Origin of the sequence: Streptomyces flavochromogenes, from assembly GCF_000717595.1 — a bacterium.
Taxonomy (GTDB): domain Bacteria; phylum Actinomycetota; class Actinomycetes; order Streptomycetales; family Streptomycetaceae; genus Streptomyces; species Streptomyces flavochromogenes.
The window spans coordinates 237,734-253,063 of the sequence record NZ_JNZO01000011.1; the positions used below are offsets into that span (position 1 = coordinate 237,734).

Here is a 15,330-nt window from a genome sequence, read left to right on the forward strand (position 1 = left end):
CCCGCTCGGCCGGGAAGGTGTCCCGGACCAGTGGGCTGGGGGATACCGCCGCCCCATTCCCCGCGGGCGGCGGACGGCGCCGGGAGGCGGGAGCGCCTCCCGGGCTGCCGGTGGCCGGTGTGAAGCGGTGTGCGTGGGCAGGTGCCCCGGACGCTTCTCGCCCCACCGCGGAGGGGCGATATTTGGCCGAATGACGCCGGTGTTCAACTGGCCCATGCCAGGGGCGCATTCGGCTTTCGCGTGCGTGCACCCGGACTCCGCCCCGTGCGCCGTTGTCGTGGCAGCATGTCTCCCACCGAAACGGATGTGGAGGCGCCGATGCGATGGCTGGTGGGCTGGAGCAGTGTCGCCGCGGGCTTCGCAACGACGGCCGCGGCCCGGGCGGGCTCGGTGAGCGGCTCGTACGGCGGCGGATACGGCTCCGGCCCGGGTGCCGGGTACGTCTCGGGATCCGGTTCGGGATCAGGCGCCGGCCACGGCTCCGGCTACGGCCACGCGGCAGCCACCGAGGGGCGCACGGTGCAACCGGTCGGCGCACAACTCCTCTGGGGCGACCCCGATCCGCTGTGGGCGGTCGGCGACTGGCGCCCCGACGAGGTGCGGGTCGTGGCCGTCGACGACCACACCCGTCTCGCCGTCCTCGGCTGTTGCGCCGCGAGCGACGAGGAACTGCGGATCGGCCTGCTCACCGCGCGCGGGGGCGCGTTGCGGCACCTCACGGCATGGCCCGGCAGCTACACCGCGGTCGTCAAGGCCGGCCGCCGGGTCACCGTCACCGGTGATCTCGCGGGTGCCCGGCCCGTCTTCCACACCGCGTGGGCCGGCGGCACCGCCTTCGCCACCGCCGCCCTCCCGCTCGCCGACCTGGTCGAGGCCCAGCTCGACATCGGCCATCTCGCGGCGCTGCTCGCCTGCCCGGAGACCCCGGAGGCGCTGCGCGACTCCACCCCGTACGAAGGGGTCCGGCGGGTTCCCCCCGGCCACGCGCTGATCCTGCGGGAGGGCTCGCGCGAGATCGCGGGGTACGAGCAGGTCGCCTCGCTCGCGGTCGCGGCGGCCGAGGCCGACCCCCGGCAGGCCGTCGAGGGGGTCAAGGACGCCCTGATCGAAGCCGTGCGCGCGCGGCTCACCGCCCCGCGGCACGCCCCCGAGGCGCCGCTGCCCGACCCGGGCCCGGTGCCCGGCATGGGGCCGGCCGACCGGCGCGCGGCCCGGGGCGCGGGCCCGGCGCCCGGCATCGGCGCCGACCTGTCGGGCGGCAGCGCCTCCGGCACGCTCGCGCTGCTCGCGGCGGGCCTCCCCGGGGTCCCCGGCACGATCACCGGGCAGGGCACCGGCGCGGGGGAGCGGCTGCTCGCCGTCACCTTCAACGACCTGGCCACGCGCGCGGGTTCCGACCGGGAGGACGAGCTGAAGCGGGCCGGGACGATAGCGGCCGACCCGCGCCTGCACCACGTGGTCGTCGCGGGCGGCGAGGAGGCGCTCCCGTACGCCGCCCTGGACGGGCCGCTCACGGACGAGCCGGGGCCTTCCCTCGTGACGGCCGAACGGCACCGGAGACGGCTCGCGGGCGGCAGTGCCGACCACTTCACCGGGATGGGCGCCAAGCAGGTCCTGGACGCCCACCCGGCGCGCCTCGCGGACCTCCTGATGGACCGCAGGCGCCGCTCGCTCGTGCGTCCGGTGACGGCGCTCGCGAAGGCCTCGGGGACATCGGCGGGCTCGCTCCTGGTGCCGCTGACGGTGTACCGGGCGGCGCGGAAGCTGGCCCGGACCCCGTACCGGACGGGTCTGGAGGCGGCCGCCCAGCGGGTCCTGGAGGCGAACCGCACGGCTCCGGACGGCTTCGGCCCCCTGGAGGCGTCCCTCTCGGCGCTCACCTGGTCCCGGCCGGGGCCCGCGGCACGCTGGCTGACGGGGGAGGCGCTGGCTGAAGTATCGGTTCGTCTGAACCGGGCGGCGACCCTGCCGACCTCCGTCCAGCGCCCGGGCGAAGCACGCGCGCGTGCCGCGCTCGCACGTGCGGCGGCCGACCACCGGGTCCTGGAACAGGCCGCGGAGATCCGCGGCCAGCGCCTGCACGCCCCCTTCCTCGACAACCAGGTCGTACGGGCCTGCCGCACCCTCCCGGAGTCGCTCCGGGTCCAGCCGGACGCCCGCGCGGGCGTCCTGCGCACGGTCCTGTCCGGCGCCGGCATCCACGACCTCCCCCCGGGCTGGGGCGCCCCCCACCCGGCGGTCCCGGCCGGCGCCACGCGCGCGGGCCTGCGCGCGGCCCTCCCGCACCTGATCGCTCTCTTCGACGCCCCGCTGCTCGCCGACGCGGGCCTGATCGAGGCACGCGTGGTCCGCGAGGCCCTCCGTGCGGCGGCCGACGGCGCACCCGTCCCTCTCGACGGCCTCGCCGACCTCGTCTCCACCGAACTCTGGCTCCGCCGCCTCATGTCCCGCAGGGGCTCCTGCTGGACGGACACGACGTCTCCCCGCCCGCCCCGCGCGGTCCAGGGCCCGCTGATCCCCGCCTCGCGATCGCTCTCGGCGTGAGGGCCGTCTCCACAGCGGAACGCCCCCGCACGCCCGTTCGAGTGGACGCTCCCAGGACCGTGACCCGGCCCCCGCCCACCGCGGGCCGCGACCGCGTCAGAAGATCCGGGCCCATGCCCGCGCGGACATCCCCCTCCACCTGCCGATCGACCGCGGGACCGGCGAGGCGGTCGTGCGCACCGACTCCACCCGCTGACCGACCGCGGGACCGGCGAGGCCGTCGTGCGCACCGAGCCCTCCCGTGACGACTTCGCTCTCAAGTCCGTCCACAAGCTGGGGACACAGGTCCCGCTCCACGCCCCGCTCGGCTTCACCCTGGACACCGCGGAGTTCCGACCGCCGCGACCCCAGGATCACCCCCGGGTAAACCCCGAGGCGTACGTCAGTGCCACCGGACACAATGAGCCGGTGCGGTATCTCATCCTCGGCACCACCGAGGCCCTCGGCCCCCGCGGCACCCCCCTCCCCCTCGGCGGCGCCCGGCTGCGCGCGCTCCTCGCCGCGCTCGCGCTGCGCGGCGGACGCGCCGCGTCCGTCACCGAACTCGCCGACGACGTGTACGGGGACTCCCCGCCGCAGGACGCCCCCGCCGCCCTCCAGGCCCTCGTCGGCCGCCTCCGCCGGATCATCGGCAGCGACGCCGTGGCCTCCACCCCCGGCCCCGGCTACCGGCTCGTCGCCGCCCCCGAGGACATCGACCTGTACGTCTTCGAGCGCCGGGTCAAGGACGCGGGCGCCCACCTCGACGCCGGCGACCCGGAGCAGGCCGCGGCCGTCCTCCGCCCGGCCCTCGCTCTCTTCCGGGGGCCCGCCCTCGCCGACCTGTCCGACCCGGCCGGCGTCCGCCTTGAGGCACAGCGGCTCGCGGCGCTGCGGCAGCGCGTCGAGGCCGATCTCCGGCGGGGCGCCACCGACGGACTCGTACCGGAGCTGACCGGGCTGACCACCACGTACCCGTACGACGAGGCCTTCCACGCCCAGCTCATCCGCGCCCTGCGGGCCGAGGGCCGGCACGCCGACGCCCTCGCCGCCTTCGAGTCGGCCCGCCGTACCCTCGCGGACGCCCTGGGCGCCGATCCCGGACCCGAGCTCGCCGCCCTCCACCGGGAACTCCTCACGGCGCCCCCGGGCCCTCCCCGCACCGGCGGCGACTGGGGGCCGCCCCCGCCCGCCCCCCTCCGGCCGACGCCGCCGGACCCGCGCCAGAGTCCCGGTACCGCGCGGGAGCCCCGCCCCGAGCCGCCCGCACCGGACCACCCGCGCCCCCTCACCGCCACCCCCGGCAACATCCGCCCCCGCCTCACCTCCTTCGTCGGCCGGGAGCCCGAGCTGGCCGCGATCCACGCCGATCTGGACCGCTTCCGGCTCGTCACGCTCACCGGCCCGGGCGGCTCCGGCAAGACACGGCTCGCCGAAGAGGCCGCTCTGAGGGTCCTCGCCCCGGCCGGCGCCCCTGACGCCTCAGACGGCCTCGACGGTCACTTCCCCGCCGCCTGGATCGCCGAACTCGCCCCGCTCGACGACCCCGAGGCCGTCCCCGGCGCCGTCCTCTCCGCGCTCCGGCTCCGCGAGGTCCACCTGATCACCCGTGAGGGCGTGACCCTCCAGGACGACCCCACGGCCCATCTCGTCGAGCACCTCGCCCGCCGCCCCTTCCTCCTCGTCCTCGACAACTGCGAGCACGTGATCGACGCGGCCGCCGCCCTCGCCGAGACCCTCCTCACCGACTGCCCGCAGCTCCGCATCCTCGCCACCAGCCGCGAACCCCTCGGCGTCCCGGGAGAGTCGGTCCGCCCCCTGGAGCCCCTGCCGCCGGACCCCGCGCACCGCCTGTTCGCCGAGCGCGCCCGCGCCGTACGCCCCGACGTCGACCTCACCCAGGGCGGCCGCGCGGCCGTCGACGAGATCTGCCGCCGCCTCGACGGCCTGCCCCTCGCCATCGAACTGGCCGCCGCCCGCCTCCGGCTGCTCACCCCGCGCCAGATCGCCGACCGCCTCGACGACCGCTTCCGTCTCCTCACCTCCGGCTCCCGCACGGCCCTGCCCCGCCAGCAGACCCTCCGCGCGGTCGTCGACTGGTCCTGGGACCTGCTCGACCCCGAGGAGCGCACCCTGCTCCGCCAGGTCTCGGTCTTCGCCGGCGGCTGGGACCTCGCCGCCGCGGAGGCCCTCTCCCCGCGCGCGGCGGACCCGCTCGGCGCCCTGGTCGACAAGTCCCTCGTCGTCGCCACCCCTGTCGAGGGCGGCGAGATGCGCTACCGGCTCCTGGAGACCATCCACGAGTACGCGGCCGAGCGCGCCGCCGAGACCCCCGCGGTCCTCGCCGCCGCCGAGGCCGCCCACACCGCCCACTTCACGGCGCTCGCCGAGACGGCCGAGCCCAGACTCCGCTCGGCCGAGCAGCTCCCGTGGATCGAGCGGATCGAGCGCGACCTGGACAACATCCGCGCCGCCCTGCACCGCGCCGTCGGCACCTCCCCCAAGCTCTCGGCCTCGCCCGAGCAGGGGGCACCCCCGCCCGACGAGGCCGCCGCCCACCGCCTGGTCTTCGCCATGGGCTGGTTCTGGTGGCTGCGCAACTACCGCCCCGAGGGCGCGACCTGGGTCGACCGTACGGTGGCACTCGGCGACGACCCGACCGACCCCGACGACCCCCGCTACTGGCCCCGTATGCGTCTGCGCATGCTGCAGTTCTTCCTGGAGGTCGAGAGCCGCACGCTGGGTGACTTCCAGGAACCGGAGGCGATCGCGCTCGCCCGCCGCGTACGGTCGGCGTTCGGCGAGCCGCCCGGCCCGGAGGGCGCCCGGTTCCCCGGCCTGCTCTGGCCGTTCACCGCGTACCTCACCGAGGAACCCGCCGTGGTCCGCGCCCTCCTCGACGAGGCCGTCGCCAACTGCCGCCGTCACGGCGGCGACTGGGAGGTCGGCGTCAGCCTCATGTTCCGTACGCACATGGTCGTCGACATGCCCGGCGGCATGCCCGGCATCGACGAGGACCTGGCCGAGCTCCGCCTCCTCGCCCGGAGCGTCGGCGACCGCTGGATGGGCGCCCAGATCGCGAGCGCGGTGGGCGAGGCCCACATGCTGCGCGGCCGCAGCGAGGAGGCCGGGGAGGCGTACGAGGAGGCCCTCCGGCTCGCCCGTGAGGTCGGCGCGCACGCCGAGTCCCCGTTCCTCCTCGCCCGGCTGGCCGAACTCGCTTACCAGACGGGGGACATGGAGGCCGCGGAGAAGGGTCTCGACGAGGCCTCCCGGGAGGCGGAGCGCTACGGCGTGCGGGACACCGGCGTGTTCGTCTGCTTCCTGCGGGCCGCCCTCGCCCTGTACCGCGGTGAGGTCGCGGAGGCCCGCGCCCAGCTGGAGGAGGCGGGCCGCACGGTCGCGACCGGGGCGCCCCCACCACATTTCGAGGCGGTTCTCGTGGGCTTGTCCGCGCGCGTCGAGGCGGGCGAGGGGCGGGCGTCCGCCGTCGCCACGGCCACTGAAGCGCTGCGCGGTGCGCGGGACGCGCAGTGCGCGGACTTCGTCACCTCGGGCCTGGGGGAGGGGCTCGCGGTGGTCCTGTCCTCGGCGGGTGAGACCACCTTGGCGGTCACGGTCATGGCGGCCGTGGAGGGCTGGCGCGCCGGGCTGCCCCGCTCGGTCCCCGGCCTGCGGGACCTTCAGGCGGTGACCGACCGGGCGCTCGCGGCGCTCGGCCCGTCGGGCGTCGCCGCCGCCCGGGCGGCGGGGGAGGGCCTCGGCGTCGACGAGGTACTGGCCCTCGCGGAGACCGTCGCCACGAGGCCCGGACCGGACGAACCCGGGACCTTCGGGAGCGTCAGGAGCAGCTGATCGCCGACTGCGCCCAGTCGGCGACGGCGGCCCGCCCGAACGGCGTGTGCTCCTCCACCACCAGCCGGATCGTGCGGCGTCCGGAGATGTCGACGTGCACCGGGACCGGCGGGTCGCCGGCCCGGACCACGTCGGAGCGCCAGAGCCGCTCCTCGTCCCCGTACACGGAGAACCGGACGCCGCCGACGCCCAGCAGCGCGCTCAGGTCGTCGACGCCGACGATCGCGTCGTAACGCGTGCACTGCCGGTTGAGGTCGATCAGCAGGGACGAGGGCGCGTGGACGCTCACCCCGTGCGCGTACGGGGTGCCGCCGATGGACAGGTCGTCGCGCTGCCACATCCAGCTGCTGTCGGAGAGGGCGACCTCGGGCTTGGTGCCGTCGCCGAAGATCCCGTAGTCCAGCTCGTTGACCTGGTAGACCCTCGGCGGGGCGGGCGGAGGCGTCGGCTTCGGCGAGGGCTTCTCGGCACTGGGCGTCGGCGTGGGCGTCGGCTTGGGACCGGGCTTCGGCGGCGTCGGCTTCGGTGACGGCTTCGCGGGCGCCGGCTTCGGCGTGGGCTTGGCGGGAGGAGGCGTGGGTGTCGGCGTCGGCGTGGGCGCCGGCGGCTCGGACGTCACGGGCGGGGGCGGCGGTACGGGCTTCGGCGTCGGCTTCGGCGGCGGCGCGGGCTCTGCCGGCACGACGGGGGTGACGACGGGCTGGGTGGGTCTGGGCGCGGCCACGGGCTGCGGATCCCCGGCCATGGCCCAGACGAGCCCGGCGGCCGCGGCGACGGCCACGGCCGCCGCGAGACCGGCCTTCGCGGGCGCGCCGAGTCCCTCTGCGGCGGCGGCGCCGGAGGCACCGCCGGAGGACCCGGTGGCGGCGGCCGCCGCACCGGCCGCGCCCGCGCCGACGGCGCCACCGGCGACGACACCGGCCGCCTTGAGCGAGTACCCGGCGGCGAACCAGCCGATGACGGCGACCGGGAGCAGCGCGGGGATCCCGGCGTTGACATGGGCCAGCTCACCGGCGGCGAGACGGCACTTGGCGCACTCCTCCAGGTGCTTGCGCAGTCCGCGTTCGGCGCGCATCCGCAGGCCGCCGCGCGCGTAGGCGCCGAGCCGGTCGGCGTACCGGGCGCAGTCGCCGCCGGCCGTCAGGGACTGGCTGACGTGGGCCTGGAGGTAGGCCTGCTTGAGGCCTTCGCGGGCGCGGCTGGCGAGTACGGCCGTGGCGTTGGCGGTCAGGCCGAAGAGGGGTGCGACCTCGCTGGGGGACTCCTCCTCGACGGTGGTGTGCCACAGCACGGCCTGCCAGCGCTCGGGCAGCGAGCGGAAGGCCTGCATGGCGAGCGACTGCTCGGCCTCGTGCATGGCCAGGACGTCGGCGCCGAGGTCGAGCCCCGCCCCGAAGGACGCATTCTGGTCGGAGACCTCGGAGGAGCGGGCGGCCTCGGCCGCGAACACCGCGAAGTCCTCGACGAGGTGTTCCCGCTTCTGTGTCTTCGTCCAGTTCGCGGCGACGCGTCGGACGGTGGTCATCAGATAGGCGCGTACGGCCTGTTCGGGCCCGGCTCCGCCACGGACCGCCTGGAGGGTGCGGGCGAAGACCTCGGCGGTCAGGTCGTCGGCGGTGTGGGCGTCCCGGCAGCAGGTCCTGGCGTACCGGCGCACGGCGTCGGAGTGTCTGCGGAAGAGTTCCTCGTACGCGGAGTCGTCGCCGTCGCGCATGAGCTGGACGAGCTCGGAGTCGGAGGGCGGCAGTTCGACGGGCGGCGGGAGGACGGTGTCGTGCTCGTGGTCGTCCTCGACGGCGGTACCGGCCCGCGCCGTGTCGAACCCGGCGCCCGTTCCGGAACCGGTGCCCCACCCGGAGGCCTTGCCCTCGCGCTGCTGCGGCACGCTCGGGTCGAACGGCTCGACGGCGCCCACGGCGTGGGCCGAACCTGCACCGGCCGAACCCGCACCCGTCGAACCCGCGCCCACGGAACCGGCCCCGGCCGTGTCCGCCGCGCCGGAGAGGCCTCCCGGCCCACCCTGGCTCGGCACCTGCCGGGAGGGCAGGCCGCCCGCCTCGGCGGGGCCGCCCAGCGGCTCGTCCCGACTGTCACCGCTCATCGCGGAAGCCCCCGTACGCACGCTCGGACCCGAACACCGGCCAAGCCTGCCACAGGGCGTGGGCACGCCGAAGCGGCCCGTCCACTTACCACTCGTCCGGGGCGACTTCGTGTATCCGGGCGTAACCGCTCACACGTTCGTGTCATGCTCGTTGATCCGCCCGGACCACGAAGACTCCGCCCGCGCCGGTGCGCGGGCAGCCGGTTCCTACCGGGAGCGCAGCCCCTCGAGCAGGATGTCGAGGAGACGCGTCGAGGCCGCCGCCTGCTGCACCGCGTCCGGCAGCGCCGGAGCGGCCGTGGCGATGACCAGGAGGACATCGGCCACGGTCACGTCGGTCCGCAGCTCACCCGCCTCACGCGCCCGGTCGACCAGCCGGCCCACCACCTCGAGGAGCTCCGCGGCGCCCGCGTCGTCCTTCTCCTCGGCCGGTACGGCCCGCGGCGCGACCAGGCGCGCGTCGGTCTGCTCGCCGACACCCCGCTGGTGCGGCACCCGCGCCGTGTCGTCCGCGGCGTGGGAGTCACCGCCGATCGGCAGCACCGTGACGTCGTCGACGCCCACCCGCAGCACCTGCGGCGGAAGGAGCCGGCCCGCGCCCGAGGCCACCGAGGTCCGCAGGAACCGGGAGAGCGCCGACCACGGCTCGTCCTCCTGGCCGAGCGCGGCGCGCGCCTGCTCGGTCAGCCGGGAGGTCTCCTCCTCGGCTATCCGCCTGACCAGCACGTCCTTGCTCGGGAAGCGGCGGTAGACGGTGCCGACACCGACGCGGGCGCGGCGTGCCACGTCCTCCATCGGAGCCCCGTACCCGAGCTCGCCGAACACCTCGCGCGCCGCGCGCAGGACATGCTCCAGATTGCGCTGGGCGTCCACCCGCAGCGGCGCGGACCTGCCCGACACCGGTGCGCCGTTGCGCTCGGAGCCGGCGACGCCCGCGTGCGGGCCGTCGTCCACGGTCGCCGTCCCGGCGCCCGTCTGCCATCGTGAATCCTGAATATGCATAAGCGTTCCCCCGCTCATGATGTCTCCCCCCGGAGACTCCCCGCCCTGAAACGGGGCCTCCGGTGGACGAGCGCTTCGGTCCACGCGCTCCCGTCCGACACCCCGATGAAGTACGAACATAGTTGAGTCCGGGTCAATTCAGAAGGGGGAGTTCCGTACGGTGCGCCCCCCGATCGGAGCAAGGACCGGAACACTCCCGATTCCGACCCTCCGACGAACCCGGCGCGGCTGTCCTGACCTGCGCCGTTGAGCCCGTACCCCTCTTGTGCGCCACCCCGCGCCTCCGTACCCCTCCGGTCACACAATTTGCCGGGGCTGTGGACAAACCACGGACGGCGGTGCGTCATGGGACAGTGACCGAACCTGCGCGCATTCTCGTGGTCGGCGGTGGCTACGTCGGCATGTACACCGCGCTGCGCCTCCAGCGGCAGCTCAGGGCCGAGCTGAGAGCCGGCGACGCCGAGATCGTGGTGGTCACCCCCGAGCCCTACATGACGTACCAGCCCTTCCTCCCCGAGGCCGCCGCCGGATCGATCTCCCCGCGGCATGTCGTCGTACCGCTCCGCCGGGTCCTCGACCGCTGCCGGATCGTCATCGGCGAGGTCCTCTCCGTCGACCACGCCAAGCGGACCGCGACCCTCTCCACCCTCGCGACCGCCGAGGAGGGCACCGGCGCGGTCGACCTCACGTACGACGAACTGGTCATCGCGCCGGGATCCGTCTCCCGCACCCTTCCGGTCCCCGGCCTCGCTGACCACGGCATCGGCTTCAAGACCGTGGAGGAGGCCATCGGCCTGCGCAACCACGTCATCGAGCAGATGGACATCGCCTCCTCCACCCGTGACCCCGCGATCCGCGACGCCGCCCTGACCTTCGTCTTCGTCGGCGGGGGCTACGCGGGCGTGGAGGCGCTCGCCGAGCTGGAGGACATGGCCCGCTACACAGCGCGCTACTACCACAACCTCAAGCCGGAGGACCTGCGCTGGGTCCTCGTCGAGGCCTCCGACCGGATCCTGCCCGAGGTGGGCGAGGAGATGGGCAGGTACGCCATCCGCGAGCTGCGCGGCCGGAACATCGACGTACGCCTGGAGACCCGCCTCGAATCCTGCGAGGACCGGGTCGCGGTGCTCAGCGACGGCACCCGGCTGCCCACCCGCACCGTCGTCTGGACCGCGGGCGTGAAGCCCGCCCCCGTCCTCGCCGCGACCGACCTGCCGCTGAACGAGCGCGGACGGCTCCGCTGCACGGCCGGGCTCGCCGTCGAGGGCGTCGCCCACGCCTGGGCCGCCGGCGACGCCGCCGCCGTCCCCGACGTGACCTCGAAGGAACCCGGCAAGGAGTGCGCGCCCAACGCCCAGCACGCCGTCCGTCAGGCAAGGGTCCTCGCCGAGAACATCGCGGCCTCCCTGCGCGGCCGGCCGCTCAAGGAGTACGCGCACGCGTACGTCGGCTCCGTCGCGTCCCTGGGCCTCCACCAGGGCGTCGCCCACGTCTACGGACGGAAACTCAAGGGATATCCGGCCTGGTTCATGCACCGCGCCTACCACCTGAGCCGGGTGCCCACCTTCAACCGCAAGGCCCGGGTCCTCGCCGAATGGACCCTGTCCGGCCTGTTCAAACGGGAGATCGTCTCCCTCGGGTCGCTGGAACACCCCCGCGCCGAATTCGAACTCGCCGCCGCTCCGCCACCCGACCACGGCGACAAGCCGTCGTCCTGACATCACTGTCAGTGCACTCGTCCACACTGGACGTGTGACCATAGGTGGACTCACACCTGCACAGCGTGACTCTGCACGGCACCGACACCACGAGGCATAGAGATCCGTGAACTTCACCCGTTGGAGCGCCCGGCTCCCCGGTACACAGCGCCGCGCGGCGCGGGGGACCGAAGGCTCCGTGCCCGCCGCCCGCGGTGAGTACGCGCAGCAGCTGGAGCACCTCGCCCACGCGGCCGCCGCGACCGGCGAGCCCGTCGACGTACCCGCCCTGGAGGACTTCTCCGTACGGGAACTCCTGGGCCGGCTCCCCGGCCTGGTCGCCCTGGCGTACGGCCCGGAGCACCGCATCGCGTACGTCAACGACGCCTATGCCGCCGCCTTCGGCCCCCGCCCCGCGGGCGTGCCCGTCGCCGACACCTGCCCGGAGGCGGAGGAGCTCGGCCTGCTGCCCCTCATGGACCAGGTGCTGCGCAGCGGCAAGCCGCGCACGGTCAAGTCCCGCCGCACCCAGGACGGCGGCTCGTACACGGTGACGTGCCTGCCCGTGGACAGCGCGCACCTCGAAGGTGGCGGCGTCCTCGTCCACGCCGCGGACGTCACCGACCACGCGGAGGCCGCCGAGCGGCTGCGGGCCAGCGAGCGCCGCCACCGCGAGACCGCCGTCACCCTCCAGCGCTCGCTCCTCCCACAGGACCTGGAGCAGCCCGACGACCTGCGGATCGCCGCCACCTACCAGCCGGGCGGCACCGACGCGGCCGTCGGCGGCGACTGGTACGACGTGATCACCCTCGGTGCCGGCCGCACCGCGCTCGTCATCGGCGACGTGATGGGCCGGGGGGTGCGCGCCGCCGCCGTCATGGGCCAGCTCCGCACCGCCGTCCGGGCCTACGCGCGCCTGGACCTGCCCCCGCACGAGGTGCTCCAGCTCCTCGACGGCCTCGCCGCCGAGATCGACGCCAGCCAGATCGCCACCTGTGTGTACGCGATCCACGACCCCAGCGAGGGGAAGCTCGTCTACGCCTCCGCGGGCCACCTCCCGATCCTCGTCCGGGACGAGGACGGCAGCGTCCGGCGCGCCGAGGATCCGACGGGCCCGCCGCTCGGCACGGGCGGCTGGCTGCACGCCTCCGGCTCCATCGCCCTGCCGCCCGGCTCGACGGCCGTCCTCTACACCGACGGTCTGGTCGAGCGGCGCCGCGAGGACATCGACGAGGGCGTCGCCGCCCTGGCCCGCGCGCTCTCCGGCGCCAGCGGCACCCCGCAGGTCGTCTGCGACCGGCTGCTCCGCTCCCTGGGCGTCACCGCGGAGCACGACGACGACGTGGCCGTCCTGGTCGTCCAGCACCCGTCCCGCAAGGGGGCGGACGCGGAGCTCTTCCACAACGCGGCCCTGGAACTCCTCGGCGGCGTGGAGGCCGCTCCCCGCGCGCGTGCCTTCGCCTCCGGGGTCCTGTCGTCCTGGCGCTTCCCGGTCGAACTGCGCGACCTGGGCGTCCTCGCCACCAGCGAACTGGTGGCGAACTCCCTCCAGCACGGCACCCCGCCCATGCGGCTGCGCCTGCGCCGCACCGACCGCCGCCTGATCATCGAGGTGACGGACGGGGACGACCATCTGCCGCGCCGCCGCAGGGCGGAATCGGAGGACGAGGCGGGTCGCGGAATCTCGATCATCGCGACGATCGCCTCGTCCTGGGGGAGCCGCCGCACACCGGGCGGCGGCAAGGCGGTCTGGTGCGAGTTCGCCCTGCCCGACCACTAGGTCAGGCGGCGGCGGTCTCCTTCTCGGGCACGTGCTGCGCCACCACCCGGGACGGCTTCACGGCGAGCGACGGCTGGTTCTGCTCCGGGGTCAGCTGCCTGCCCAGCCGCACTGCGAGGAACGTGATGCCGAGCGAGAAGAGCACGAACGTCACGATGTACGGACCGTGCAGCGCGGCTCCCATGGGCCCGCCGACGGCCGGCCCGACGGCCAGCGCCAGCTGCTTGACCAGCGCGAAGGCCGAGTTGTACTGCCCGACCATCGACTCCGGCGCCAGGTCGGCGACCAGCGGCGCCACGGTCGGCGACAGCATCGCCTCACCGAGCCCGAACAGGGCGTACGTGGAGACGAAGGCAGCCGTCGCCATGGCCTGGCTGCCGTGCCCGAGGCCCGCGTACCCGGCGATCAGCCAGGCCACGGTCCAGATCAGACCGACGGCCGCGATCACCCGGGTCCGCTTGCGGCGCTCGACGAACTTCAGCACCAGGAACTGCGCGGCCACGATCACCGCGGTGTTCGCGGCCAGCGCGATACCGAGCGTCGAGGGCTGGATGCCGGCGGCCTCGGTGCCGTACGCGGCGAGACCCGACTCGAACTGTCCGTAACAGGCGAAGAAGAGGACGAAGCCCAGGACGCACAGCTGCACCATGGCCTTGTGCCCGAGCAGCGCGCGGACGCCGCCGCCCTTGCCGCCCCCGGAGGGACGGGCGCCCTGGAACGCGGGAGAGCCGGGCATCCGCACGGTGCCGACGATCGCCGCCAGGACGAGGAACATCGCCGCCTCGATCGAGAACAGCAGGATGAAGCTGCCCGGACGGCTCGTGTCGACCAGCAGGCCGCCGATCAGGCCACCGACACCGAGACCCAGGTTCTGCAGGAAGAACTGCATCGCGAACGCCCGGGTGCGCCCGACGGGCGTCGAGCACCAGACGATCATCGTGGCGAGAGCCGGCTGGAGCACGGCCGTGCCGGCCCCGAGCAGCGCCGCGGCCCCCACGGCCGCGGGCACGCTGGAGGCGAAGCCCATCGCCACCGCACCCACGGCGGCGACGACGGAGGCGACCAGCAGGACCGGCACGGGCCCGCGCCGGTCGATGGCCCGCCCGCTGAACGGCAGCACCACCAGTGCGGCCATGGCGAAGACGGCCAGGACGATGCCCGCCGTGGCCGCGCCCAGATCCCGCACCTGCGCCACGTACACATAGAGGTACGGCACGGTGAAGCCGAGTCCGAACGCGCTCAGCGCGCTGCCTGCCTGAATACGGCGCATCGCTGCGCCCCTCGCCTCGGTCACACTCACCCACTTCGGTCGCAGGTTCAGAGGTGTACCCCTGAACCTTGAAGACTTCAACGCTAAAGTTCGAGGCTTAACAGTACACACCGAAGGACTTCAACGCCAACGAGACCCGTGGGATACTCGCCTTCATGTCCGACAACCCCGAGCGGTCCGGCCCGCAGGCTCCGCAGGAGCCGAGCCTCGACGAACAGATCGCCGCCTATCAGCGCGAGTTCCGCGACCTCGACCCCCAGGTCGAGAAGGTCGTCTCCGCCCTCGGCCGGCTGAACCGACGGATGAACGTGGCGTACGGACGCCAGCTCGCCGACCTCGGCATCAGCAACGCCGAGTGGGAGGTCCTCAAGACCCTGGTCCTCGCCGGCGAGCCCTACCGGCTCGGCCCGGGCGAGCTCGCCAAGAGACTGGGCCTCACCCCGGCCGCGATGACCCACCGCATCGACCGCATGGCGGGAGAAGGCCTGGTCACCCGCGACCGCGACGAGAACAACCGCGTCCGCGTGATCGTCGAGCTCACCGACGAGGGCCGCTCGAAGTGGCTGGAGGCGATGCGCATGGCCACGGACTTCGAGGAAGAGCTCCTCCAGGACCTCACCTCGGACGAGCGGGGCGTCCTCGGCGAGATCCTCATCCGGCTCCTGCGCCGCGTGGAGCTCACGCAGCCCGACGCCGGCGGCCGCCTGACGGACCTCGACTGAACTCGCTTGACAGGGCTTGACACTCCCCTGCCGGATGCGTAGTGTTCTCCGAGTTGTCACAGAGCCGGAACGGTTCTTCGACGACCACTCCGCCGCTGATAGCGGCACCTCTACTCAGCACGAACTCCCCACCGGGAAGAATTTCGGCATGCCGAAATTCATTTCGAAAGACTCGATTATGAGCCGCCGGGGAAATCCGCTAGAGTTTGAGACGTCGGAACGGCCCAACAGCCGGAAAGACAAACCCCGCTGACTGGGGATCAGACACCGAAAGGATCTGATAGAGTCGGAAACGCAGGAAGGGCCCGGAGCGAAAGCGAATGGGACCGGAAAGCGCCGAGGAAATCGGGTCGGAAAGATCTGATAGAGTCGGAAACGCA

Annotated in this window: 8 protein-coding genes; 5 read left to right on the forward strand and 3 right to left on the reverse strand. The window is 74.2% G+C overall.

Annotated features, from left to right (window positions below):
• The first annotated feature begins 318 nt into the window (after positions 1–318).
• Together IF00_RS0115185 and IF00_RS0115190 are read left to right on the forward strand one after the other, a co-directional pair.
• Positions 319–2,544, forward strand: a complete 2,226-nt coding sequence (locus IF00_RS0115185; protein ID WP_037638285.1) for an asparagine synthase-related protein — start codon at positions 319–321, stop codon at positions 2,542–2,544.
• Positions 2,545–2,952: 408 nt separating this feature from the next.
• On the forward strand, positions 2,953–6,378 hold the full coding sequence (locus IF00_RS0115190; RefSeq protein ID WP_051820277.1) for an AfsR/SARP family transcriptional regulator: 3,426 nt from the start codon (positions 2,953–2,955) through the stop codon (positions 6,376–6,378).
• Here IF00_RS0115190 and IF00_RS0115195 read toward each other — a convergent pair.
• Positions 6,365–8,479: a sigma-70 family RNA polymerase sigma factor gene (locus IF00_RS0115195; RefSeq protein ID WP_030318305.1), complete on the reverse strand. Its 2,115-nt coding sequence runs from the start codon at positions 8,477–8,479 to the stop codon at positions 6,365–6,367. The genes IF00_RS0115190 and IF00_RS0115195 overlap by 14 nt on opposite strands.
• Positions 8,480–8,686: 207 nt before the next feature.
• Positions 8,687–9,481, reverse strand: a complete 795-nt coding sequence (locus IF00_RS0115200; RefSeq protein ID WP_030318307.1) for a TetR/AcrR family transcriptional regulator — start codon at positions 9,479–9,481, stop codon at positions 8,687–8,689.
• Positions 9,482–9,834: 353 nt separating this feature from the next.
• Between IF00_RS0115200 and IF00_RS0115205 the strand changes: the two genes are divergently transcribed.
• A complete protein-coding gene (locus IF00_RS0115205) occupies positions 9,835–11,199 on the forward strand; it encodes an NAD(P)/FAD-dependent oxidoreductase (protein ID WP_030318308.1) in 1,365 nt (454 codons plus the stop codon).
• A gap of 106 nt (positions 11,200–11,305) precedes the next feature.
• Positions 11,306–12,958 carry an ATP-binding SpoIIE family protein phosphatase gene (locus IF00_RS0115210; protein ID WP_030318309.1) on the forward strand — a complete coding sequence of 551 codons (1,653 nt, stop codon included), beginning with the start codon at positions 11,306–11,308 and terminating at the stop codon, positions 12,956–12,958.
• Between the two features lies 1 nt (position 12,959).
• On the opposite strand, the gene IF00_RS0115215 is transcribed toward IF00_RS0115210, so the two are convergent.
• Entirely contained in the window at positions 12,960–14,228 is a 1,269-nt protein-coding gene (locus IF00_RS0115215) for an MFS transporter (protein ID WP_209439764.1), read from the reverse strand.
• Positions 14,229–14,383: 155 nt separating this feature from the next.
• On the opposite strand from IF00_RS0115215, the gene IF00_RS0115220 reads away from it, so the two are divergent.
• Entirely contained in the window at positions 14,384–14,950 is a 567-nt protein-coding gene (locus tag IF00_RS0115220) for a MarR family winged helix-turn-helix transcriptional regulator (RefSeq protein ID WP_030318311.1), read from the forward strand.
• The last annotated feature ends 380 nt before the right edge of the window (positions 14,951–15,330 follow it).

What these genes read in the sequence shown, in the direction of transcription:
- IF00_RS0115185 (WP_037638285.1), top strand. Translation starts at nt 319, where the DNA reads ATGCGATGGCTGGTGGGCTGGAGCAGTGTCGCCGCGGGCTTCGCAACG.
- IF00_RS0115195 (WP_030318305.1), bottom strand. Translation starts at nt 8,479, where the DNA reads ATGAGCGGTGACAGTCGGGACGAGCCGCTGGGCGGCCCCGCCGAGGCG.
- IF00_RS0115200 (WP_030318307.1), bottom strand. Translation starts at nt 9,481, where the DNA reads ATGCATATTCAGGATTCACGATGGCAGACGGGCGCCGGGACGGCGACC.
- IF00_RS0115215 (WP_209439764.1), bottom strand. Translation starts at nt 14,228, where the DNA reads ATGCGCCGTATTCAGGCAGGCAGCGCGCTGAGCGCGTTCGGACTCGGC.
- IF00_RS0115220 (WP_030318311.1), top strand. Translation starts at nt 14,384, where the DNA reads ATGTCCGACAACCCCGAGCGGTCCGGCCCGCAGGCTCCGCAGGAGCCG.